Origin of the sequence: Xanthomonas sp., assembly GCF_017163755.1 — a bacterium.
Taxonomy (GTDB): domain Bacteria; phylum Pseudomonadota; class Gammaproteobacteria; order Xanthomonadales; family Xanthomonadaceae; genus Xanthomonas_A.
Genome location: NZ_JAFIWC010000011.1, coordinates 61,697 through 84,263, shown reverse-complemented (window position 1 = coordinate 84,263; position 22,567 = coordinate 61,697). Strand labels below are relative to the sequence as shown.

Annotated in this window: 17 protein-coding genes; 6 read left to right on the top strand and 11 right to left on the bottom strand. The window is 70.1% G+C overall.

Features of this window, described 5'->3' with window-relative positions; genetic code table 11:
- Positions 1-113: 113 nt before the first annotated feature.
- From JR065_RS09280 to JR065_RS09255, 6 genes are all read right to left on the bottom strand, one after another.
- Positions 114-2,003 carry an amidohydrolase gene (locus JR065_RS09280; protein ID WP_206233790.1) on the bottom strand — a complete coding sequence of 630 codons (1,890 nt, stop codon included), beginning with the start codon at positions 2,001-2,003 and terminating at the stop codon, positions 114-116.
- Positions 1,996-2,286, bottom strand: a complete 291-nt coding sequence (locus JR065_RS09275; RefSeq protein WP_206233789.1) for a DUF1427 family protein — start codon at positions 2,284-2,286, stop codon at positions 1,996-1,998. Before JR065_RS09275 ends, JR065_RS09280 begins: the two co-directional genes overlap by 8 nt.
- Before the next feature lie 15 nt (positions 2,287-2,301).
- On the bottom strand, positions 2,302-2,955 hold the full coding sequence (locus JR065_RS09270) for a hydrolase (protein WP_206233787.1): 654 nt from the start codon (positions 2,953-2,955) through the stop codon (positions 2,302-2,304).
- A 324-nt stretch (positions 2,956-3,279) separates the two neighbouring features.
- Entirely contained in the window at positions 3,280-4,704 is a 1,425-nt protein-coding gene (locus JR065_RS09265; protein ID WP_206233786.1) for an alginate export family protein, read from the bottom strand.
- 176 nt (positions 4,705-4,880) lie between these two features.
- Complete coding sequence (locus JR065_RS09260) at positions 4,881-5,786, bottom strand: glyoxalase (protein WP_241093509.1); 906 nt, start codon at positions 5,784-5,786, stop codon at positions 4,881-4,883.
- Positions 5,787-6,289: 503 nt separating this feature from the next.
- A complete protein-coding gene (locus JR065_RS09255; protein ID WP_206233785.1) occupies positions 6,290-6,715 on the bottom strand; it encodes a winged helix-turn-helix transcriptional regulator in 426 nt (141 codons plus the stop codon).
- 157 nt (positions 6,716-6,872) lie between these two features.
- On the opposite strand from JR065_RS09255, the gene JR065_RS09250 reads away from it, so the two are divergent.
- Entirely contained in the window at positions 6,873-7,781 is a 909-nt protein-coding gene (locus JR065_RS09250) for an SDR family oxidoreductase (protein ID WP_206233784.1), read from the top strand.
- Positions 7,782-7,811: 30 nt separating this feature from the next.
- Here JR065_RS09250 and mnmE read toward each other — a convergent pair whose 3' ends face one another.
- The 5 genes from mnmE to rpmH form a co-directional block, all read right to left on the bottom strand.
- A complete protein-coding gene (gene mnmE, locus JR065_RS09245; protein WP_206233783.1) occupies positions 7,812-9,155 on the bottom strand; it encodes a tRNA uridine-5-carboxymethylaminomethyl(34) synthesis GTPase MnmE in 1,344 nt (447 codons plus the stop codon).
- 27 nt (positions 9,156-9,182) lie between these two features.
- Positions 9,183-11,891 (bottom strand): tetratricopeptide repeat protein, encoded by a 2,709-nt coding sequence (locus JR065_RS09240; RefSeq protein ID WP_206233782.1) that lies wholly within the window; start codon positions 11,889-11,891, stop codon positions 9,183-9,185.
- A gap of 95 nt (positions 11,892-11,986) precedes the next feature.
- Complete coding sequence (yidC, locus tag JR065_RS09235; protein ID WP_206233780.1) at positions 11,987-13,714, bottom strand: membrane protein insertase YidC; 1,728 nt, start codon at positions 13,712-13,714, stop codon at positions 11,987-11,989.
- An 18-nt stretch (positions 13,715-13,732) separates the two neighbouring features.
- Positions 13,733-14,209, bottom strand: a complete 477-nt coding sequence (gene rnpA / locus JR065_RS09230; RefSeq protein WP_241093508.1) for a ribonuclease P protein component — start codon at positions 14,207-14,209, stop codon at positions 13,733-13,735.
- Positions 14,206-14,346, bottom strand: coding sequence for a 50S ribosomal protein L34 (gene rpmH / locus JR065_RS09225; protein ID WP_003469983.1), 141 nt, complete (start codon positions 14,344-14,346; stop codon positions 14,206-14,208). The genes rnpA and rpmH overlap by 4 nt, the downstream gene beginning before the upstream one ends.
- Before the next feature lie 257 nt (positions 14,347-14,603).
- On the opposite strand from rpmH, the gene dnaA reads away from it, so the two are divergent.
- The 5 genes from dnaA (at position 14,604) to JR065_RS09200 (ending at position 22,521) form a co-directional block, all read left to right on the top strand.
- The gene (dnaA, locus tag JR065_RS09220; RefSeq protein WP_206233778.1) at positions 14,604-15,938 is read left to right on the top strand and encodes a chromosomal replication initiator protein DnaA; all 1,335 of its coding nucleotides are present in this window, start codon (positions 14,604-14,606) and stop codon (positions 15,936-15,938) included.
- 274 nt (positions 15,939-16,212) lie between these two features.
- Positions 16,213-17,313, top strand: a complete 1,101-nt coding sequence (dnaN, locus tag JR065_RS09215) for a DNA polymerase III subunit beta (protein ID WP_206233777.1) — start codon at positions 16,213-16,215, stop codon at positions 17,311-17,313.
- Positions 17,314-17,951: 638 nt separating this feature from the next.
- Entirely contained in the window at positions 17,952-19,052 is a 1,101-nt protein-coding gene (gene recF / locus JR065_RS09210) for a DNA replication/repair protein RecF (RefSeq protein ID WP_206233775.1), read from the top strand.
- A 112-nt stretch (positions 19,053-19,164) separates the two neighbouring features.
- The gene (gyrB, locus tag JR065_RS09205) at positions 19,165-21,612 is read left to right on the top strand and encodes a DNA topoisomerase (ATP-hydrolyzing) subunit B (RefSeq protein ID WP_206233774.1); all 2,448 of its coding nucleotides are present in this window, start codon (positions 19,165-19,167) and stop codon (positions 21,610-21,612) included.
- A 75-nt stretch (positions 21,613-21,687) separates the two neighbouring features.
- Positions 21,688-22,521 (top strand): CPBP family intramembrane glutamic endopeptidase, encoded by an 834-nt coding sequence (locus JR065_RS09200; protein ID WP_206233773.1) that lies wholly within the window; start codon positions 21,688-21,690, stop codon positions 22,519-22,521.
- Positions 22,522-22,567: the final 46 nt, after the last annotated feature.

Sequence of the window (22,567 nt, the reverse complement as noted above, 5' to 3'; positions counted from 1 at the left end):
CCGGCCAGGAGGCGGGCAACGCCCGGGCGGCGCAGCGGCGGCGGCCATCGCTATGCATGCACATGCCGGCAGAGCTTCGCGCATGTTGGTGCCTGGAATGCCTGCGCGCATGCTCATACCGCCCAGCACGCGCAACCCAGCGCGCCCCAGAAGCTCTTCAGGTCGGCGATCGGCAGCCGGCTGCTCCACGCGGTGGCGTGCTGGTGGCCGTGGATGCCGCAACCGTGCGCGCAGCCGCACGCGGCCGCGGCCTGCGCCGGCGCGCTCGCCGCCGCCGGCGCCGCCTCGCCCCACCCCGCGTAGCCCTTGAAGGTGCGTACCGGCGACCAGTCCGGCATCGCCGGCGGCGGCGGCGCCTCGTCGTAGGCGGCGAAGTCGCCGCTGGCCCACACCACCTTGCCGCCGACCACGGTCAGCAACGCCGTGGTGTCGGCGATCTCGGCTTCGGCGCAGGCGAAGAAGTCGCGGTCCGGCACCACCAGGTCGGCGAACTGCCCGGCTTCGATGCGGCCCTTCTTGCCGACCTCGTTGGAGAACCAGGTGACGTGCTCGGTCCACATGCGCAACGCGGTCTCGCGGTCCACGCAGTTGCGCTGCGGGTACAGGCGCAGGCCGCCGACGGTGCGCCCGGTGACCAGCCACGCCAGCGACACCCACGGGTTGTACGACGCCACGCGCGTGGCGTCGGTGCCGGCGGACACGTGCACGCCCTTGTCGAGCATGCGCTTGACCGGCGGCGTGGCCTGCGCCGCGCCGGCACCGTAGCGCTCGACGAAATACTCGCCCTGGTAGGCCATGCGGTGCTGCACGGCGATGCCGCCGCCGAGCGCGGCGATGCGGTCGATCGACCGTTCGGAGATGGTCTCGGCATGGTCGAAGAACCAGTGCAGTCCCTGCAGCGGGATGTCCCGGTCCACCCGTTCGAACACGTCCAGCGCGCGGCTGATGGTTTCGTCGTAGGTGGCGTGCAGGCGCCACGGCCAGCGGTTGTGGGCGAGCACGCGCACCACGTCCTCGAGCTCGCCTTCCATCTCCGGCGCCATGTCCGGGCGCGGCTGGCGGAAGTCCTCGAAGTCGGCCGCGGAGAACACCAGCATCTCGCCGGCGCCGTTGTGGCGGAAGTAGTCGCTGCCCTGCTGGTAGCGCGAGGTCGCGGTCCAGGCGAGGAAGTCGTCCTTCTCCTGCTTGGGCTTCTGCGTGAACAGGTTGTAGGCCAGGCGAATGGTCAGCTGGCCGGCATCGGCCAGTTCCTGGATCACCCGGTAGTCGTCCGGATAGTTCTGGAAGCCGCCGCCGGCGTCGATCGCGCCGGTGACGCCGAGCCGGTTCAGCTCGCGCATGAAATGGCGCGTGGAATTGAGCTGGTATTCGTACGGCAGCTTCGGCCCCTTGGCCAGCGTCGCGTACAGGATCGACGCGTTCGGCTTGGCCAGCAGCAGGCCGCTCGGGTTGCCGTCGCCGTCGCGCACGATCTCCCCGCCCGGCGGTGCCGGCGTGTCCTTGCCGTAGCCGACCGCGCGCAGCGCCGCGGCGTTGAGCAGCGCGCGGTCGTACAGGTGCAGCAGGAACACCGGCGTGTCCGGCGCCACCGCGTTGAGCTCGGCGATGGTCGGCAGCCGCTTCTCGGCGAACTGGTGCTCGCTGAAGCCGCCGACCACGCGCACCCATTGCGGCGCCGGGGTGATGGCGACCTGGCGGCGCAGCATGTCCATCGCGTCGGCCAGGCTGCGCACGCCGTCCCAGCGCAGCTCCAGGTTGTAGTTGAGGCCGCCGCGGATGAGGTGCAGGTGGTTGTCGATCAGCCCGGGCAGCACGCGCCGGCCGCCCAGGTCGATCACGCGCGTGGCGGCGCCGGCCAGCGGCAGCACGTCCTGCTCGTCGCCGACGTGGGTGAAGCGGCCGTCCTTGATCGCCACCGCGCTGGCGCTGGGGCGCCGGCGGTCCAGCGTGGTGAACAGACCGCGGTACAGGATCAGGTCGGGCGCGGCGGCGGCGTCAGCCATCGTGGCGCTCAGCGTCGGTGCGTGCAGCGACGGGCAGCGGCGCCGGCGTGCGCTGCGGCAGTTCGCCGAACACGTGCGGCTTCACCTGGTGGTGGAACCACGACGTGGCCCTGGCCTCGCTGCTGCCCAGACGCTTGAGCAACGGCGGGATCTGCTCGCCGAGCAGGATGCCGAGCAGGCCGATCAGCGCGACCACCGGCGGCGCCGGCGAGCGCACCTTGAACAGCGCGTAGATCACCCCGACCAGCAGGCCCAGCGCCAGCGACACCAGATACGTCTTCATTTTCATCCCCCGCGCTCAGCCCTCGTGGGCGCTGAACATCGTCTTGGCGTAGGTGATGCCCAGGCCATAGGCGCCGGCGTACCTGCGCGCGATGCCGGTGGTCATTTCGTAGGAGTCGGTGCGCGCCCAGTCGCGCTGCAGCTCGAGCAGGTACTGCACCGCCGTCATCGGCTGGCCGCCGGCCTGCACGATGCGCTCGATCGCGCGGTTGTGCGCCTCGGCGGACACGTCGCCGCAGGCGTCGGCGATCACGTACACCTCGAAGCCCTGGTCCAGCGCCGACAGCGCCGGGCCGACGATGCACACGCTGGTCCACAGCCCGGCCAGCACGATGCGCGACTTGCCGATCGCGTTGACCCGCGCGATCACCGCCGCGTCTTCCCAGGTGTTCATCGAGGTGCGGTCGAGCAATGCCTGGCCGGGGAACGGCGCCACCACCTCGTCGAACATCGGCCCGGAGAAGCTCTTCTCGGCCACGGTGGTGAGGATGGTGGGCACGCCGAAGCCGGCCGCGGCATTGGCCACCAGTGCCGCGTTCGTGCGCAGCGCGACCGCGTCGATCGAATGCGTGGCGAAGGCCATCTGCGACTGGAAGTCGATCATGATCAGGGCGTGGTCGTGCGGCGACAGCAGCTTGGCGCCCGGGGTGGGCGTGGCGATGAGGGGCATCGGGGTTCCTGGACTGGGTGCTGGATCGGCCTGCAGCATGGCCGCGCGCGGCGGCGCGGTCTTGGACGATTGGAGCGGTCTTGTCGCGCCGCCTGGATGGCACGGCGGCGGCGCGCGCGGCTGCCGCGGTCGATGGCGTGCATGGAAGGCGGCGGCGCCCACGCGGCTGAAGCCGCTCCTGCACGGGCGGGCCGCGTACATCCTGGTGGACGTCAGTTTTGCACCGCTTCGACGCGGGACCGGCTCGTGCTCCGCTCGTCAAAGCCGGAGCCCGAAACGACAACGGCGCTCGTGCAGGACCGCGACGTTCCCGCCACGGCCGCGTCACCAGCCGTATTTCATCTCGATCCCGAGATAGTCGCTGTCGTGCGCGCCCGCGGTCCGCAGCGCATCGCCGACCTGGTAGCGCACCGCTTCCAGCGCGCCATCCAGCTGCGGCGAGAACGCCTTGTCCACGCGCAGCTGCGCGTAGCGTCCGCTCCGGCGCCCGCCCTGCCCGGCGGTGCCGGCGATGGCCACGTTCGGCTGCGCATACACCGCATCGGCGGTGGTCTGCCGCCACAGCAGGCCCAGCGCCAGGGTCACCTCGGTGCTGTCGTCCCATGCCACGCGCAACGACGGCTTGACGTGGATCAGGTTGCTGTAGCCGGTGTAGCCGGCGAGAGAGAAGTAGTAGCCGTTGGGGAACAGCGGGTTGAACGTGCCGAGCGTGCGGTCGCCCGCACGTGCGTCGCCGGAGGCGGCGTCGAGCTGCAGGCCCAGTCGCGGCTGCCACGGCGCGGCCGTCCAGGCGTGACCGCCGCGCGCGCCGAGCGCCCACGCGCGGATCTGCTGCGCACCAACGCTGCCGCGCTGCGCCATCGTCTCCAGGTCCCAGTCCCATGCGCCCGCCTGGCCGGCGAAGCGCAGGTCGAACACGTGGCGGCGCTCGCGGCCGCTGCCGTCCGCGTAGCGCGCCTGGTCCCGCTCGTACCGCGCGTAGTAGCCCGACAGTTCGTTGTCGCCCAGCACGTGGCGCTCCGCGCGCAGCGTGCCGAAGCGGACGCGCCCGCTGGAAGCGTCGTCGAAGGTTTCGCCGTCGGCGTACTGCACCGGCTGGCTGACGAAGCCGATGAAGCGCCAGGTGCCGGTCTCCCAGTCGGCCCACACCGCATCGAAGGACTGGCGCACGTTCGGCCCATCGCGCGAGGACACGAAGCGCTGCAGGTCGAACGCGAAGTCCTGCCGCCCGACCCGCGCCTTGAACGTCCCGGCATCGAAACGGCGGCTGTAGGCGACGAAGGCCAGGCGCAGATCCAACCGGTTCTGGTCGGCGCCCGAACGCGCCCGCTTGGCATAGGCGCGCACGTCTTCCAGTTGCGCGAACGCCTGCCAGTGCGCGGCCAGGCGCAGATCGGCATGCAGTTGCAACCGCTGCAACAGGTAGGCGTCGGCGCCGCTGCCGCCCGCGCCGAGGCCGGGCGCGTCGTTGGACTCGAAGCGCTCGCGCAGGTTCAGGCCGAACGAGGCGTAGCGCTGCGCAGCGCCGTCCGGCAGCGACAGGTACTTCAGCCTGTCCAGCGCCTGGCTGCGCAGCGCCGGATCGGCCAGCGCCGACCAGTCTTCCTGCCAGCGGTTGGTCCCGAGCGCAGGCCGCGCCGGGCTGGCGGCGTCCTCGGCCAGCGCGCACGTGGAGCCGGCGAACGGCAGCACGCCCAGCAACACCGCGGCCGCCTTGCGCGCCGCGCGCGCGTCGCTGCGGCACGGCATGCGGAGGATGCGCTGCGCCCCGGCGGCAGCGTGCACCGCTCGCGGCGACGCAGGCGCACTTGCGCGCCGCGGCCGCGCCGTTGCAGTGGCGTTGTCCGGTGGCCACGCACCCGGCGCGATCCATGGCCCCGGATCGCGCCGCGGCGCCACCGGTGTTCGCGCGCGTGGCGGCACCGTCAACGCGTGCCCGCGCTGTGGATCTCCGCGACGTAGCCGCCGGGAAAGCGCAGCATCGCCGCGCGCCGCCCGTCCGCATCGAACGGCCGCACCAGCGCCTGCGCGCCGGACGCCTCCGCCTTGGCCAGTGTGGCATCGACGTCGGCCACTTCGTAGCCGGTCAGCTCGCGGCCGTACGGATAGGGCAGGTGTCCGTCGCTGACCAGCACCGCCAGCTTGCCGAAGGTGGACTCGATGCGGATGCGGCGGTAGTGGCCGCCCGCACGGCCGATCTCCACGCCCGGCGTATGCGCCTGGTCCGCCACCACCTTGCCGTGCGAGAAGGCGACGAAGCTGCGCACGAACGCATCGGCGCGGTCCGGCGACACGTAGACGCGGTTTTCCGGCACGGTCCGCAGGGCCGGGTACGCCGGCGCGCGGGTATGCCAGTAGAGCTGCGTGTTGACGCCACCCGGCCACTGGATCACCGCATCGCGGCCGATCGGGTCGGGAAACGGCGCCACCAGCACGTCGGCGCCGCTGGCGCGCGCGGCCCGGATCGCCACATCCATGTCCTGGACCAGGTAGCCGGTGCGCTCGGCGCCGAACGGATACGGGATCGGGGTCTTGAAGCCGAACAGCGACACCGTGCCCACCGGCGTCTGCAGCAGTTGCGAGGTGGTGCTGCTCGGTGTCGGCGTCACCGTGGCCACCACCTGCGGCGTGCTCTTGCCGCCGAAGGTCGCCAGGAAGCTGGCGACGAAAGCGTCGACATCCTCCGGCGCCACGTACACGTGCGTGGTGTCGTATTGCGGCCCGACCGCGACCGGCGGCGTGGCGGCGGCGGCGCGGGCCGATGCCGACGGCACGCTCCACGTGGCCGCCGCGGCCAGGGACAGCGCGAGCACGAAACGTTTCAGTTGCATGGGAGATCCTTGAACGCGACGAAAGACGTAGGCGGTTGGACGATGAGCGTGCCGACGGACGCAGCCGGGCGGATGCGCAAGGCCATCGCCACGATCGGCGGCGCATACCACACACCCATGGCTGCCGCTGCCGCCTGTCCTGCGCTGCGGCGACGCCTTGCGGCCTGGTCGTGCGCCTGGCGCGCTCGCGCGGTTGCCGGCGCGTCGTCGGTGCAGGCATGTTGCGCCGCGGGCCGGTGCGCGTATTGGAAGATTGACGCGGTTTTCCGCATTGCCGCGTGGCGATATGCGCCGACGCCGAACGCGACGGCGCGTGTGCGGGCTACCGGGGACGGTGCGCCGTGCAGCCACCTTCCGCTGCGTGCGCCGCGAAGGCCGCGAAGCGCCCACGTGCAACGGATAGCGCGCTAGCCGCGAACCGGCGAATCGATGCGCAGCGCTCCGCGCGGACCGCCATGGATGCATGCAGTCCCAGCGCCACGGCCATCGCCGCGGCGCGCCGCTCAGTGCGCGTCGGCGAACTCGCTGCGCGCTGCGCGGACCGCCGCATGGTTGGCCTCGGCCCAGCGCACCAGTTGCGCCAGCGGTGCGCTCAGCGACTGCCCCAGCGGGGTCAGCCGGTATTCCACGCCCGGCGGCACCAGCGGCAGTACCTGCCGCGCGACCAGGCCTTCGCGCTGCAGGTCGCGCAGGGTCTGGGTCAGCATGCGCTGGGAGATGTCCGGCACCGCGCGGCGCAGCTCGCCGAAGCGGTGCGGCCGTTCGGCCAGCAGCATCAGGAACAGGGTGCTCCACTTGTCGCCGATCTGCGCCAGCACGTCGCGCACCGGGCACTGGTCGATCTGCATGCCCTCGTCCCGGTAGCCGCGCAGCTTCTGGCTCAGCGGCGGGTCGGCGAGCGCGGCGGCGTGCGGGTCGGTGGCGGGCATGGTGGTTACCTCGGGGTAATCAGGGGCGGAAAAACTGCCTTATTTACAGGCCAGCGGTGATCTCTACTATGCACCAGGTTCCTTTTTCAGACCATGGCGTCCGGCGCGCTGCGGCCTCGATGGCACTGCCGGTACCCTCTCCACCAGGAATCCCCCTATGTCCGATCGTCCCGATTCGCTGCTCGTCACCGGTGCCGGTGGCCAGCTCGGCCAACGCGTGCTGGCCCATCTGCTCGACACGCTGCAGCTGCCGCCGGCGCGCGTCGTCGCCCTGACCCGCCGCCCCGACGCGCTGGCCGCCTGGGCGGCGCGCGGCGTCGACGTGCGCCACGGCGACTTCGATGCCCCCGCGTCGCTGGACGCGGCCTTCCACGGCGTCGCACGCCTGCTGCTGATCAGCACCGATGCGCTGGACCGTCCCGGCCACCGGCTCGAGCAGCACCGCGCGGCGATCGCCGCGGCCGAGCGCGCCGGCGTGCGCCACGTGGTCTACACCTCCTGCCCCGAACCGCACGATTCGCCGCTGCTGCTCGCGCCCGACCACGCCGGCACCGAGGACGCGCTGGCCGCCAGCGCCCTGCCCGGCTGGACCGTGCTGCGCAACCATTGGTACTTCGAGAACCTGTTCATGCAGCTGCCGTCGACCCTGGCCTCCGGCCACTGGTACAGCGCCGCCGGCGACGGCCGCATCGCGCACATCGCCCGCGACGACCTGGCGCGCGCCGCTGCCGTGGCGCTGTCCGACGACGGCGACGCCAAGCGCACCTTGACCCTCAGCGGCGCGCAGGCCTACACCACCGCCGAGATCGCCGCGCGGGTCGCGCAGGCCGTCGGCAAGCCGATCCAGGTGCTGCCGGTGCCGGTCGACGCGTTGGTCCAGGGCATGGCCGCGGCCGGCGTTCCCGAACCGCTTGCGCGCGTGCTGGCCTCGTTCGACGTCAACACCGCTGCCGGCCGCGTGGCCGCCGTCAGCGGCGACTACCAGGCGCTGACCGGTCAGGCGCCGCAGCCGTTCGGGCAGTGGCTGCAGGCCAACCGCGCGCAGCTGGCCGCGCTGGCGCCCTGAACGGGCGCGCGCCGGCGGCCTGGCACCGGCCTACTTGCCGATGCAGAAGCTGGAGAAGATCCGGCCCAGCAGGTCGTCGGCGCTGACCTGGCCGACGATCTCGCCCAGCGCGGCGTGCGCCAGGCGCAGCTCCTCGGCGACCAGTTCCAGCCGCTCGTGCGCCAGCTCGGCCGCCGCATGGGCGGCGTGCTCGCCCGCGCGCTGCAGCGCTTCCACGTGGCGCGCACGCGCGGAGAACTCGCCGTCCGCCCCGTCGCCGGCGGCGGCGCCGGCCAGCGCGCGCAGCCGCGCATGCAAGACGTCCAGCCCTTCGCCGGTGGCGGCGGACACGTGGACGCTGTCGTCGTCGCCGGCCGGCACCGTGTCGAGCAGGTCGCGCTTGTTGTGGATCCATAGCCGTTGCGGCACCTGCGCCACCGCCTCGGCGATCGCCGCGCGGCCGGCGGCCGGATCGCGCGCATCGAGCACGACCAGCGCCAGGTCGGCGCGCTGCAGCTCCTCGCGCGCGCGGCGCATGCCTTCGCGCTCGATCGCATCGCCGCCGTCGCGCAGCCCGGCGGTATCCACCAGGGTCAGTTCCAGGCCGTCCAGGCGCACGGTCTCGTGCAGGGTGTCGCGGGTGGTGCCGGCGATGTCGGTGACGATGGCGCGCTCGCTGCCGGCCAGCGCGTTGAGCAGCGAGCTCTTGCCGGCGTTGGGCGGGCCGACCAGCACCGCATGCAGCCCGTCGCGCAGGCGCCGGCCGCGCTCGGCCTCGCCCAGCAGTTGCGCCAGTTCCTGCCGCGCGCGCGCCAGGCCGGCGCGCAGCTGCTCGCCGCCGAGCGTGTCCAGCGCCTCGTCGGCGAAATCGATCGTCGCCTCCACGTGGATCCGCAGCCGGGCCAGCTGTTCGACCAGGGTATCGATGCGGCGCGAGAACACGCCGTCCAGCGAACGCCGCGCCGCGCGCGCCGCGCGCAGGTCGCCGGCCGCGATCAGGTCGGCGATCGCCTCGGCCTGGGCCAGGTCGAGCTTGCGGTTGAGGAAGGCGCGCTCGCTGAACTCGCCCGGGCGCGCCGGGCGCGCGCCGAGTTCGCAGCAGCGCGCCACCAGCTGCCGCAGCAGCACCGGGCTGCCGTGCGCCTGCAGTTCCAGCACGTCCTCGCCGGTGAAGCTGCGCGGCGCCGGGAACCATAGCGCCAGGCCGTCGTCGAGCGTCTCGCCGTGCGCGTCGAGGAAGCGCGCGTACTGCGCGCGGCGCGGCACCGGCTCGGCCACGCCCAGGCCGACCCCGACCAGCGCGGCCAGGGTGCCGGAGATGCGGATCACGCCGACGCCGCCGGCGGCCGGACCGGTGGCGATGGCGACGATGGTGTCGGGAGCGGTCTGCGGCATGGCGGGCATCCTTGTGGTCCGCGCAGGCTACAGCGTCTTCAGTTGTTCGCGTGCATACGCGGCCGACGCGCCGGCCGGCTGCAGCTCCAGGTAGGTCTGGAACGCCCGCCTGGCCTTGTCCGCGTCGCCGAGGCGGCGGTACGCATCGCCCAGGTTCAGATAGGCCACCGCGCGCGAGGGGTCGATCTTCAGCGTGTTCTCCAGCCAGCGCGCCGCCTGCGCGTACTTGCCCTGGCGGTAGTAGATGAAACCGAGGTTGTTGGCCGCCAGCGCGAAATCCGGCCGCAGCTTCAGCGCTTCGGTGAACTGCGCCTCGGCCTCGTCGTAGCGCTTTTCCTTGTACAGCTGCAGGCCGCGGTCGTTGGCGCGCTGGGCGCGCTGCCGGTCCGACAGCGGTCCGGCCGCGGCGGGCAGCGCCAGCGGCCGCTCGCCGCCCTGCAGGTCCTTCACCAGCACCGGCGGCGGCGCCGCGTTCGCCGGCAGGTCGGCCGCCGCCGGCAGCGCCGCCGCATCGACGCGGTCGTTCATCGCGATCGCCGCGGACGACAGCTGCTGCGTGCTGGCGGTCAGGAACTCCTCGCCCTCGGGCACCTGCAGCACGAACTCGCCGCCCTGCGAACCGGGCAGGCTGCCGAACGCCGGCGTCTGCGGCGAGATGCCCGACACCGCCGGCGCCACGTAGGCGGCCAGCTCGGTGCCGGTGATCAGCCCGTCGCCGTTCAAGTCGCCCTTGCCCGACAGCGCCTGCAGCAGCACCCAGGTGAACACCGAATGCCCGTTCGGGCCGCTGTCGGCGACCTGCTGGTCGGCGCCGCCGGCGGTGAGCATCTGCCGCGCGATGCGCCGCCCGTTCTCGCGCAGGTACGCGGCGGTGGATCCGCCGCCGCGGGTCAGGCCCAAGCCGCTGTAGCACGCGTCCATCACGAACAGCACGTGCTTGGCCTCCAGGCTTTCGGCGATGTCCTGGATCTCGGTCATCGGGATCGCGTCGGTGGCGAACTGCGCCGGATCCGAATCGGCCGGCACGATGTAGCCCAGGTCGCGGCCGGAGGCCAGCCTGCGCGTGGCGCCGTGCCCGGCGAAGAACACGAACACGCGGTCGTTCTTGCCCATGCCGCCGTGCGCGAGGCGATCGTGGAACGCGGCCAGGATGTTGTTGCGGGTGGCGTCCTGGTTCTTCAGCACGATCACCTGCGAGGACGGAAAGCCGAAGCTGCCGGTCAGCGTCTGCGCGATCGCCTGCGCGTCGTTGGCCGCGTATTGCAGCTTCGGCCAGCGCGCGTAGTCGTCGATGCCGATGACGATCGCCCACGACTTGTCGTAGCCGCTGGTCACCGCCGGCGCCGCCGCGTTGGCGGCCGGGCGCGCCACGCTGAAGTCGCGCCCGTTCCAGGCCGCGAACTGGTAGCCGTCGGCGCTGAGCCGGTCCAGCACCTGCGGCAAGGCCTTGACCGTGCGTTCGTGGATGTCATGGAACAGCACGATGCCGCGCTGTTCGCGCCCGACCTGCTCGATCACCCGCTGCACGATCGACTCGGGCACCGGATCGGCCCAGTCCAGCGAGTCGACGTTCCACATCACCGACTTCAGCCCGGCCTCGCCGAGGATCTGCATGCCCTCGGCGTTGCGCGCGCCGTACGGGAAACGGAACAGCGACGCGCGCTTGGCGTCGACCGCGCGCAGCATGCGGTCGGTGTCCAGGATCTGGCTGCGCAGCGCGGCGCCGCTTTCCTTGGACAGCTGCGCGTGGGTCAGGCTGTGGTTGCCCACCGTGTAGCCCTGCGCCATCAGCCCGCGGCTGACCTGGGCCAGCGGCGCCAGTTCGACCTGGCCGTCGGCGCCGACCTTGCCCAGGTTGCGGCCCACCTCGAAGAACGTCGCCGGCACGTCGTAGCGTTTGAGGATGGCGACGATCTCGTCGGTGTACGCGCGATGCGGGCCGTCGTCGAAGCTCAGCACCACGGTCTTGGGCGGCAGGTCGCGGCCGAACACCTCGCGGTCGCTGTCGCGCATCGACATCGGGTACGGGGTGATGACCCCGTAGTCGCGCAGGATGCCCTCGCGCGTGTACAGCGTGCGCAGGTGCGCGACGTAGTCGTCCCACTTCTCGCGCTTCTGCGCGATCGCGCGGGTGCGGTCGAAACGGCTGAAGATCGCGGTGATCTCGCGGTTGTAGTTGCGCTCGATCTCGTCCAGCGCCTCCAGGTCCTCGCCGATGCGCTGGTGCAGCTTGATCGCCGGCAGCGACGAGTCCTTGCCGATGCGCTCGTGCAGATCGGCGAGCAGTTCGCGGAAGGCCAGGCGGTCGGCGTCGTACAGGTCCGGCGCCGATTCGATGTAGTCCAGCAGCGTGGCGATCGCCGGATAGCGCGCCGGTTCGCGCAAGGCGAGCAGCGCGTCGAAGCGCGCCAGCAGCGCCGCGCGCCGCTCCAGCCCCTCGTGGAACAGTTGCTGGCCGACGCTGCTGGAGACCTGCCGGTCGTCGGCGCTCTGCTTCGCCTCGTCGGCCAGCAGCACGACGATCTTGCGTTGCGTCGCCAGCTGCTCGCGCAACTGCGCGCCGATCTGCCCGGCCTGCGCGCGGACCGCCTCCGAACCCAGGTCCGCCGCGGCGGCCGGCGCGTTCGCCGCCGCGTCCGCTGCCGGCGGCGCGCGCCCGCACGTGGCAAGCGCCGCGGCCAGGCTCAGGCACACCGCGGCGCGGGACAGCAGGCAGGCGAAGCGGAGGTCGGCCATGACCGGGGCAGCTCGGTTGGAGGTGATGGATGCGTACGGCGCGCGACGCGCGGCCGGCGCAAAGACGACGCCCGCCTGGCGGCGGGCGTTGCGGGTTACTTCTTGGCCTTGGCCGGCGGCTTGGGCGCCGCCGCGGGCTCCTCGCCGTGGCGCTTGATCATCCACCACTGCTGCAGCAGGCCCAGCGACCCGTTGGTGACCCAGTACAGCACCAGGCCGGACGGCACGAAGGCCATCATCACGCCGAACACCAGCGGCATGAACTGCATCATCCGCGCCTGCATCGGGTCCATGCCCGGGGTGGGGGTCAGCTTCTGCGTCAGCCACATCACCGCCACGTTGATCACCGGCAGGATGAAGTACGGATCGCGCGCGGTCAGGTCCTGGATCCAGGCGAACCACGGCGCCTGGCGCAGCTCCACCGACTCCACCAGCACCCAGTACAGGGCGAAGAAGATCGGCATCTGCACCAGCACCGGCAGGCAGCCGCCCATCGGGTTGATCTTCTCCTTCTTGTACAGCTCCATCATCGCGGTCTGGAACTTCTGCCGGTCGTCGCCGTAGCGCTCCTTCAGCTGCGCGATGCGCGGCTGGAACTTGCGCATCTTGGCGCCGCTCTTGTACTGCGCCGCCGACAGCGGATACAGCACCAGCTTGAGCAGGACCACCAGGCCGATGATCGACCAGCCCCAGTTGCCCAGCAGCGTGTGCAGGTGGCTGAGCACCCAGAACAGGCCCTGGCCCAGGATCGCCATCAGCGAGAAGCGGCTGTAGTCGACCACCCGGTCCAGGCCGCGCACGTTCTCCTTGGCGATCTGGTTGACCAGCTTCGGGCCGACCCACAGCCGCGCCTCGCTGCTGGCGCGCTGGCCCGGCGCGACGGTGAAGCCGGGGCCGCGCGCTTCGATCACATGCCGCGGGCCGTCGTTGGACAGCAGGTACAGCGCCGACTGGTCGGCCTGCGGGATCCAGCTGGTGAAGAAGTGGTGCTGCAGCAGCGCGACCCAGCCGCCGGAGATGGTCCGGTTCAGCGGGCCGTCGTCCAGGTAGTCGCTGAACGGGCGGCGCTCGTAGCCTTCCTGCGGGCTGAACCAGGTGGCGCCGTTGAAGCTGAACGAATCCGGGTTGGTCATGCCGCGGCTCACCACCGTCGGCACCCGGCTCAGCTTGCGGAACACATAGCCCTGCCACGGCTTGCTGCCCTGGTTGACGATCTCGTCCTTGACCTGGATCGCGTAATGGCCGCGCTGCACGGTGTAGGTGCGGCGGATGCTGACGCCGTCCGGGCCGTTCCAGACGAACGGCACCGTCAGCGTGTCCTGGCCCTTGGCCAGCACGAATTCGTTGCCCGGCTGTTCCGGACGGAAACCTCCCGGGCCCGGCGACGGCGAGTTGTTCTCGCCGACCCAGCCGCTGGTGGCGGTGTACGGATGCGCCGGGTCCTCGGTCAGCAGCTGCACCGGCGGGCTGCCGTCCTGCTTGGTCTGCGGGAACAGCAGCAGGTCGGCGTCGAACACGCTGCGCCCGTCCAGGGTCAGCTGCAGCACGTCGGTGCGGATGCTGACCCGCGGCGCGGCGCCGGCGACCGGCGCGACACTGGGCTCGACCGCCGTGCCCGGCACCGCCGCGGCACCGGCCGGCGCGGCGCGCGGCACGGCGGCGGCGGCGGCCACGTCGGCGTCCTGCGCCGGCGGCACCGTGGTCGCGGCAGCGAGGGCGGCCGCATCCGGCGCGGGCGCCGAGTGCTCCTTGTTCCACTCCATCCACAACAGGGCCGCGACCATCAGCCAGGCAAAGATCAGGAAAAGGCGGGTCTGGTTCATCGGACAGGCAAGCTCGGCTCAGCCAGAAGGGGGTTCTGGCTTGGAAGGGGAGGAAGGGGTGATGGGCGGCGGCATTGTGCCGTCCGCGGCCGGAGCCGGCAATGCGCCGGCGCGGCGCAGCAGGCGCAGATAGGCCTGGCGCAGCTGTTCGCCGCTGGCCTGGGCGGCGGCGGCGCGCGCCACCACCACGTAGTCGCCGGGCGACAGCCACGGCAGCACGTGCCGCGTGGCCTCGCGCAGCACGCGCTTGATGCGGTTGCGCACGACGGCGCGCTTGTCCACCTTGCGCGACACCGCAAGGCCCAGCCGCGCCGGATGCTCCGCGCTGCGCCAGTGCAGGCTCATCAGCGGTTCGGAGCAGCGCCGCGCCGCGTCGAACACCACGCGGTATTCTGCAGACGTGCGAACCCGCGCAGAGCGAGGAAATCGCCTACGCGGGTCGGGAAGATTCACGGTCGGGATTGCAGGCGCCGCCTGGGGCGGCGAAGCAATCAAGCGCTAAGGCGCTTACGACCCTTGGCGCGGCGACGGGCCAGGATCTTGCGGCCGTCGGCGGTCGCCATACGGGCACGGAAGCCGTGGTCGCGCTTGCGCTTGAGGTTGCTGGGCTGGAAGGTGCGCTTGGTGGCCATCGGGGCGCTCTGTATGAATGAGGCGGAAAGAACCGGAAATTCTATAGAGTCGGCAGGGCTGCGGTCAACTGCCTTGTATCAGGGGCTTAAGGCCGCGCCGGCGCCGGCCTGTGGATGGATCTGTGAATAGATGCGGGAAAACCATTCCCGGCCCCGCCCCCCGATGGTAGTCTGGTTCATCCGCTTTCCTCTTTCACCGGCCGAGTGCGCCGCGATTTTTCGCGCCTCACGCCTGGTCTCTCAACGAATCACACCTGATGGATGCTTGGCCCCGTTGCCTGGAACGTCTGGAAGCTGAATTTCCAGCCGAAGACGTTCACACCTGGTTGAAACCGCTGCAAGCCGAACAGCGCCATGACAACAGCATGGTCCTGTACGCCCCGAACGCGTTCATCGTCGAACAGGTGCGCGATCGCTACCTGGCGCGCATCCGCGAACTGATGACCTATTTCGCCGGTTCCGGCGAGGTGGCGCTGCAGGTCGGCTCGCGCCCGCGCGCGCCGGAACCGGCGCCCGTCGCCGAACCGGTCAGCGCGACCAAGCCGCCGGCGCCGTTGCTGGAACCGTTCGCCGGCAACCTGGATTCGCACTACACCTTCGCCAACTTCGTCGAAGGCCGCAGCAACCAGCTCGGCCTGGCCGCGGCGGTGCAGGCGGCGCAGAAGCCTGGCGACCGCGCGCACAACCCACTGCTGCTGTACGGCGGCACCGGCCTGGGCAAGACCCACCTGATGTTCGCCGCCGGCAACGCGATGCGCGAGCAGAACCCCCACGCGCGGGTGATGTACCTGCGCTCGGAACAGTTCTTCAGCGCGATGATCCGTGCGCTGCAGGACAAGACCATGGACCAGTTCAAGCGCCAGTTCCAGCAGGTGGACGCGCTGCTGATCGACGACATCCAGTTCTTCGCCGGCAAGGACCGCACGCAGGAGGAGTTCTTCCACACCTTCAACGCGCTGTTCGACGGCCGCCAGCAGATCATCCTGACCTGCGACCGCTACCCGCGCGAGGTCGAAGGCCTGGAGCCGCGGCTGAAGTCGCGCCTGGCCTGGGGCCTGTCGGTGGCGATCGATCCGCCCGACTTCGAGACCCGCGCGGCGATCGTGCTGGCCAAGGCGCGCGAGCGCGGCGCGGAGATCCCGGACGACGTGGCGTTCCTGATCGCCAAGAAGATGCGCTCGAACGTGCGCGACCTGGAAGGCGCGCTCAACACGCTGGCCGCCCGCGCCAACTTCACCGGCCGCGCGATCACCACCGAGTTCGCCCAGGAGACCCTGCGCGACCTGTTGCGCGCGCAGCAGCAGGCGATCGGCATCCCCAACATCCAGAAGACCGTGGCCGACTACTACGGCCTGCAGATCAAGGACCTGCTGTCCAAGCGGCGCACGCGCTCGCTGGCGCGTCCGCGGCAGGTGGCCATGGCGCTGACCAAGGAACTGACCGAGCACAGCCTGCCGGAGATCGGCGATGCCTTTGCCGGGCGCGACCACACCACCGTGCTGCACGCCTGCCGCCAGATCAAGCACCTGATGGAGACCGACGGCAAGCTGCGCGAGGACTGGGACAAGCTGATCCGCAAGCTCAGCGAGTGAGTTCGCGCCGCCATGCGGGGCCGCTTGATAAATCGGTGGATGATTTCTCGGCAAATCCTGTAGAAACTGTGGATAAATAGCGGTCCTGCGAAGGCCACAAATCTATCCACAGGTTTTCCCACCGCCCCAGGGGCAGTAATACATGGGTTAGCGGTGGCGAATTCCCAAGGCAATACAACGAGTTAGGTCACCTTTGCACCGTTTTTGGCGCTACCATCACCACCAAGCTTTTGATTTATTCCACATCTTTTAAAGCATAGGGGCACGGAACCACATGCGTTTCACACTGCAGCGCGAAGCCTTTCTCAAGCCGTTGGCGCAAGTCGTCAATGTGGTCGAACGCCGCCAGACCTTGCCGGTTCTGGCCAACTTCCTGGTCCAGGTCCAGAACGGGCAGCTGTCGCTGACCGGTACCGACCTCGAGGTGGAAATGGTGTCGCGCATCGCCGTCGAGGATGCTCAGGACGGCGAAACCACGATCCCGGCGCGCAAGCTGTTCGAGATCATCCGTGCCCTGCCCGACGGCAGCAGGATCACCGTCTCGCAGTCCGGCGACAAGGTCACCGTGCAGGCCGGGCGCAGCCGTTTCACCCTGGCCACGCTGCCGGCCAACGACTTCCCGTCGGTCGACGAGGTCGAAGCGACCGAGCGCGTCGCGGTGCCGGAAGCGGCGTTGAAGGAACTGATCGAGCGCACCGCGTTCGCGATGGCGCAGCAGGACGTGCGCTACTACCTCAACGGCCTGCTGTTCGACCTGCGCGACCAGACGCTGCGCTGCGTGGCCACCGACGGCCACCGCCTGGCGCTGTGCGAGACCGAGCTGGAGAACGCCGGCGGCGCCAAGCGCCAGATCATCGTGCCGCGCAAGGGCGTCACCGAGTTGCAGCGGCTACTGGAAGGCGGCGATCGCGAGGTCGAGCTGGAGGTCGGTCGCAGCCACGTGCGGGTCAAGCGCGACGATGTCACCTTCACCTCCAAGCTGATCGACGGCCGTTTCCCCGATTACGAAGCGGTGATCCCGATCGGCGCAGACCGCGAGGTCAAGCTGGATCGCGAGGCGCTGCGCGCATCGCTGCAGCGTGCGGCGATCCTGTCCAACGAGAAGTACCGCGGCGTGCGCGTGGAAGTCTCGCCGGGCCAGCTGAAGATCAGCGCGCACAACCCGGAGCAGGAAGAGGCGCAGGAAGAGATCGAGGCGGACACCAAGGTCAGCGACCTGGCGATCGGCTTCAACGTGAACTACCTGCTCGACGCCCTATCGGCGTTGCGCGAGGAGTTCATCGTGATCCAGCTACGCGACGCGAATTCGTCGGCGCTGGTGCGCGAGGCCAGCAGCTCGAAGTCGCGCCACGTGGTGATGCCGCTGCGGCTCTGACAGCTCCGCATGTTCCACGTGGAACGTAGAGAACCCGGCTTAGGCCGGGTTTTCTCGTTTTCGGAGGTCTTCGTTCCCACTAACGGACGCGGACGCTTCGGATTGCTACCCAACGAGCGGGGCGCTCTGGGCACATGTGGTTTATGCACGGCTGTCGGCCAAAGGCCGGTGCGGCGCACTGCGAACGGCCCTTGGTTCGTGGGTTGGGCCACGCGCCGGAGGGCTGCATCAACTAGCTTGCCGTGGATTGGCCGTCCGAGGCCGGTCAGCGAGGATCGGTAGCCGTTGTCAGCAAGCCTACCCGTGACTAGAGGCCGTTGCTGCCCTATTCGTTGTTCGAAGGGTTCTGCGGCTCCGACAGTCGTTGTTCCACGTGGAACAACGTGGGGAGTAGGCGCCAGCGGCCGATCAGGACCAGCGATAGCCTGACGCACCGCATTTCCGCCTGAAGTGCCGACGTAGTAGCCATGAATCTTCTTAGCCTCATTCGCGAGACGGATGGCCGTCGCTTTCCGCCCGGTTGCTGACGGGCAGCCCGCGCGGGCAGCGACGCCACCATTCCGATTGGGTATGCTCCGCCCTCCTCCAGACCACCTGCCGGCACGCGCCGAGTCTCCTTCGCAGCGATCCGGCCCCGCATGCACGTCACCCGCCTAGACCTTCACCATCTGCGCCGTTTCGCCTCGGTCGAACTGGCGCCCGCGCCAGGGTTGAACCTGATCACCGGCGACAATGGCGCCGGCAAGACCACGGTGCTCGAGGCCATGCATCTGATGGCCTATGGGCGGAGCTTTCGCGGACGGGTACGCGATGGCTTGGTCAGCCAGGGCCAGGCGGCGCTGGAAGTGTTCGTCGAATGGCAGGAGCGCGGCGCGGACCCCGCGTTGCCCCGCCGCCGCCGTGCCGGGCTGCACCACAGCGGCCAGGAATGGCGCGGGCGTCTGGACGGCGAGGACGTGCCCTACCTCGGTACCCTTTGCGCGGCACTGGCCGTCGTGACGTTCGAGCCCGGCAGCCACGTGCTGGTCAGCGGCAGCGGCGAGCCCCGGCGCCGCTTCGTGGACTGGGGGTTGTTCCACGTGGAACCTGATTTCCTGGCGCTGTGGCGCCGCTACGCCCGGGCCCTCAAGCAGCGCAACGCACTGCTGAAGAGTGGTGGCGGCGGCGCGGCGCTCGACGCATGGGACATAGAACTGGCCGAGGCCGGCGAGCCGCTGACCTCGCGGCGCCAGCGCTATCTCGAGCGGCTGCTGGAGCGGTTGCTGGCGCTCAGCCCGGAACTTGCGCCCGCGCTGGGCATCCAGCACCTGGAGTTCGTGCCTGGCTGGCGCCGCCACGAGGTCTCGCTGGCCGATGCCCTGCTGCTGAACCGGGAGCGGGACCGCCTGCACGGCTACACCTCGGTGGGACCGCACCGGGCCGACTGGACGCTGAGCTTCGCGCAGATCCCGGGGCGAGACGCGCTGTCGCGCGGCCAGGCCAAGCTCACCGCGCTCGCCTGCCTGCTCGCCCAGGCCGAGGACTATGCCGAACAGCGCGGCGAGTGGCCGGTGATCGCCCTCGATGACCTAGCGTCGGAACTGGACCAGCACCATCAGCACCGGGTGCTGGAACGCCTGCAGCGCGGCCGGTCGCAGATCTTCATCACCGCCACCGAAACCCCGCAGGCGCTCGCCGACCGCTCGCTCCCGATCGCTCGGTTCCACGTGGAACATGGGCAGCTGGCGCCCGCGACCTGAGCATCCGGCAGCCGGTCGCCCCTGGCTGCTATAATTCTGTCGCAATCCCCTATCTTTCGGCGCGATGCGGCCAGCCCGTCGTCGCCCGACTCGCGGAGCCTACGGCAAGCGCATGACCGAAGAACAGATCCAGCCCACCCCGCCCGCCAACACCAACTACGACTCCAGCAAGATCACCGTGCTGCGTGGCCTGGAAGCGGTGCGCAAGCGTCCCGGCATGTACATCGGCGACGTCCACGACGGTACCGGTCTGCATCACATGGTGTTCGAGGTCGTCGACAACTCCATCGACGAAGCGCTCGCCGGCCACGCCGACAATGTGCTGGTCAAGATCATGGTCGACGGCTCGGTGCAGGTCTCCGACAACGGGCGCGGCATCCCGGTCGACATCCACAAGGAAGAAGGCGTATCCGCGGCCGAGGTGATCCTCACCGTGCTGCACGCCGGCGGCAAGTTCGACGACAACAGCTACAAGGTGTCCGGCGGCCTGCACGGCGTCGGCGTGTCGGTGGTCAACGCGCTGTCCGAGCACCTGTGGCTGGACGTGTGGCGCGACGGCTACCACTACCAGCAGGAATACAAGCTGGGCGAGCCGCAGTACCCGCTGAAGCAGCTGGAGGCCTCCGACAAGCGCGGCACCACCCTGCGCTTCAAGCCGGCGGTGGAGATCTTCAGCGACGTCGAGTTCCACTACGACATCCTGGCGCGGCGTCTGCGCGAGCTGTCGTTCCTGAACTCCGGGGTCAAGATCACCCTGCAGGACGAGCGCGGCGAAGGCCGCCAGGACGTGTTCCAGTACGAAGGCGGCATCCGCAGCTTCGTCGAGCACCTGGCGCAGCTGAAGACCCCGCTGCACCCCAACGTGATCTCGGTGACCGGCGAGCAGAACGGCATCGTGGTCGACGTGGCGCTGCAGTGGACCGATGCCTACCAGGAAACGATGTTCTGCTTCACCAACAACATCCCGCAGAAGGACGGCGGCACCCATCTGGCCGGCTTCCGCGCGGCGCTGACCCGCACCCTGTCCAACTACATCGAACAGAACGGCATCGCCAAGCAGGCCAAGATCACCTTGTCCGGCGACGACATGCGCGAAGGCATGATCGCGGTGCTGTCGGTGAAGGTGCCCGATCCCAGCTTTTCGTCGCAGACCAAGGAGAAATTGGTCAGTTCCGACGTGAAGCCTGCCGTTGAGAACACGTTCGGCGCGCGTTTGCAGGAGTTCCTCCAGGAGAACCCCAACGAGGCCAAGGCCATCGCCGGCAAGATCGTCGATGCCGCGCGTGCCCGCGAAGCGGCGCGCAAGGCCCGCGACCTCACCCGCCGCAAGGGCGCGCTGGACATCGCCGGCCTGCCCGGCAAGCTGGCCGACTGCCAGGAAAAGGATCCGGCGCTGTCGGAGCTGTTCATCGTCGAGGGCGACTCGGCGGGCGGCTCGGCCAAGCAGGGCCGCAACCGCAAGAACCAGGCGGTGCTGCCACTGCGCGGCAAGATCCTCAACGTGGAACGTGCACGCTTCGACCGCATGCTGGCCTCCGACCAGGTCGGCACGCTGATCACCGCGCTGGGCACCGGCATCGGCCGCGACGAGTACAACCCGGACAAGCTGCGCTACCACCGCATCATCATCATGACCGACGCCGACGTGGACGGCGCGCACATCCGCACCCTGCTGCTGACGTTCTTCTACCGGCAGATGCCGGAGCTGATCGAGCGCGGCTACGTGTACATCGGCCTGCCGCCGCTGTACCGGCTCAAGCAGGGCAAGCAGGAGCTGTACCTGAAGGACGACAATGCGCTCAACGCCTACCTGGCCAACAGCGCGGTCGAAGGCGCGGCGCTGATCCCGGCCGCCGACGAGCCGCCGATCACCGGCAGCGCGCTTGAGAAGCTGCTGCTGCTGTTCGCCAGCGCCAACGACGCGATCGCGCGCAACGCGCACCGCTACGACCCGGCGCTGCTGACCGCGTTGATCGACCTGCCGCCGCTGGACGTGGCCGAGCTGCAGGCCGAAGGCGAGCGCCATCCGAGCCTGGAAGCGCTGCAGGCGGTGCTCAACCGCGGCAGCCTGGGCACCGCCCGCTACCAGCTGCGCTTCGAGCCGGCGACCGAGCAGCGTGCGGCGACCCTGATCGCGGTGCGCCGCCACATGGGCGAGGAACTGATCCAGGTGCTGCCGATGGCGGTGTTCGAAAGCGGCGAGCTGCGCCCGCTGCGCGACGTCGCGCAGGCGCTGAGCGGGCTGGTGCGCGAGGGCGCGCAGATCGTGCGCGGCAACAAGACCCAGGCGATCACCAGCTTCGCGCAGGCCCACGCCTGGCTGTTCGACGAGGCCAAGAAGGGCCGGCAGATCCAGCGCTTCAAGGGCCTGGGCGAAATGAACGCCGAACAGCTGTGGGAAACCACGGTCAATCCGGATACGCGCCGTCTGTTGCAGGTGCGCATCGAGGATGCGGTCGCGGCCGACCAGATCTTCAGCACCCTGATGGGCGACGTGGTCGAACCGCGTCGCGACTTCATCGAGGAAAACGCGCTGAAGGTCGCCAACCTCGATATCTGACCGCGGTATCGCCCGCCCTGCGCTCGCGCCAGGGCGGCGCCACCCTTCCCTAGCCTGCTCTCGCCCAGGATCGCGATGACCTCGCTGCCGTCGCACACTTCTCCCGTTCCGCCGCCGCTCGCCCCGCAGGCCTGGTGGCGGCGGCCGCTTCCCGGTTTCGCGCTGGACCTGGTGCTGGCCGCCGTGGTGCTGGTGGTGGTCAGCGTGCTGTGCGGCGTGGCCTGGAGCGTGCTGCGCGGCTTCCAGCTGGCGATGCAGGCGCGCGAACAGGGGCTGACCCCGAGCGGGCTGATGGCGCAGGTCGGGCAGCCGGGCGCGCTGGCGCAGCTGTTGATCGCGCTGTTCAGCACCTCGGCCGCGGCGCTGCTGCTGTATTTCCTGCGCCGCCCGGCCAGCGCCGCCGAGCGCCGCGGATCGTGGCAGGCCGCGGGGCGCCCGGCGACGTGGGCGTGGACGTTGCTGGTGGCCGCGGCGGTGTTCGTCGGCAGCAGCCTGATCAGCGCGGTGTGCGCGCAGTTCGGGATCAAGCCGGTGCCGACCAACCTGCCGCTGATGCGCGAGGCGATGGCGCAGATGCCGGTGTTCCTGTTCGTGTTCGCGGTGCTGATCGCCCCGGCGTACGAGGAACTGCTGTTCCGCCGCGTGCTGTTCGGGCGCCTGTGGGCCGCCGGCCGTCCCGGCCTGGGCCTGCTGCTCAGCAGCGCCGCCTTCGCGCTGGTCCACGAACTGCCCGGCACCAGCGGCAACGGCCCGGCCGAGATCGCGCAGCTGTGGCTGGTCTACGGCAGCATGGGCGCCGCGTTCGCCTGGCTGTACCGGCGCACCGGCACCTTGTGGGCGCCGATCGCCGCCCATGGCCTGAACAACGCCATCGCGGTGGCCGCCTTGTACTGGTTTGGCGCAACTTGAAGCTTTGTTTGACGAAAAGTTAAGACGTCACCGGACACACTGTGAG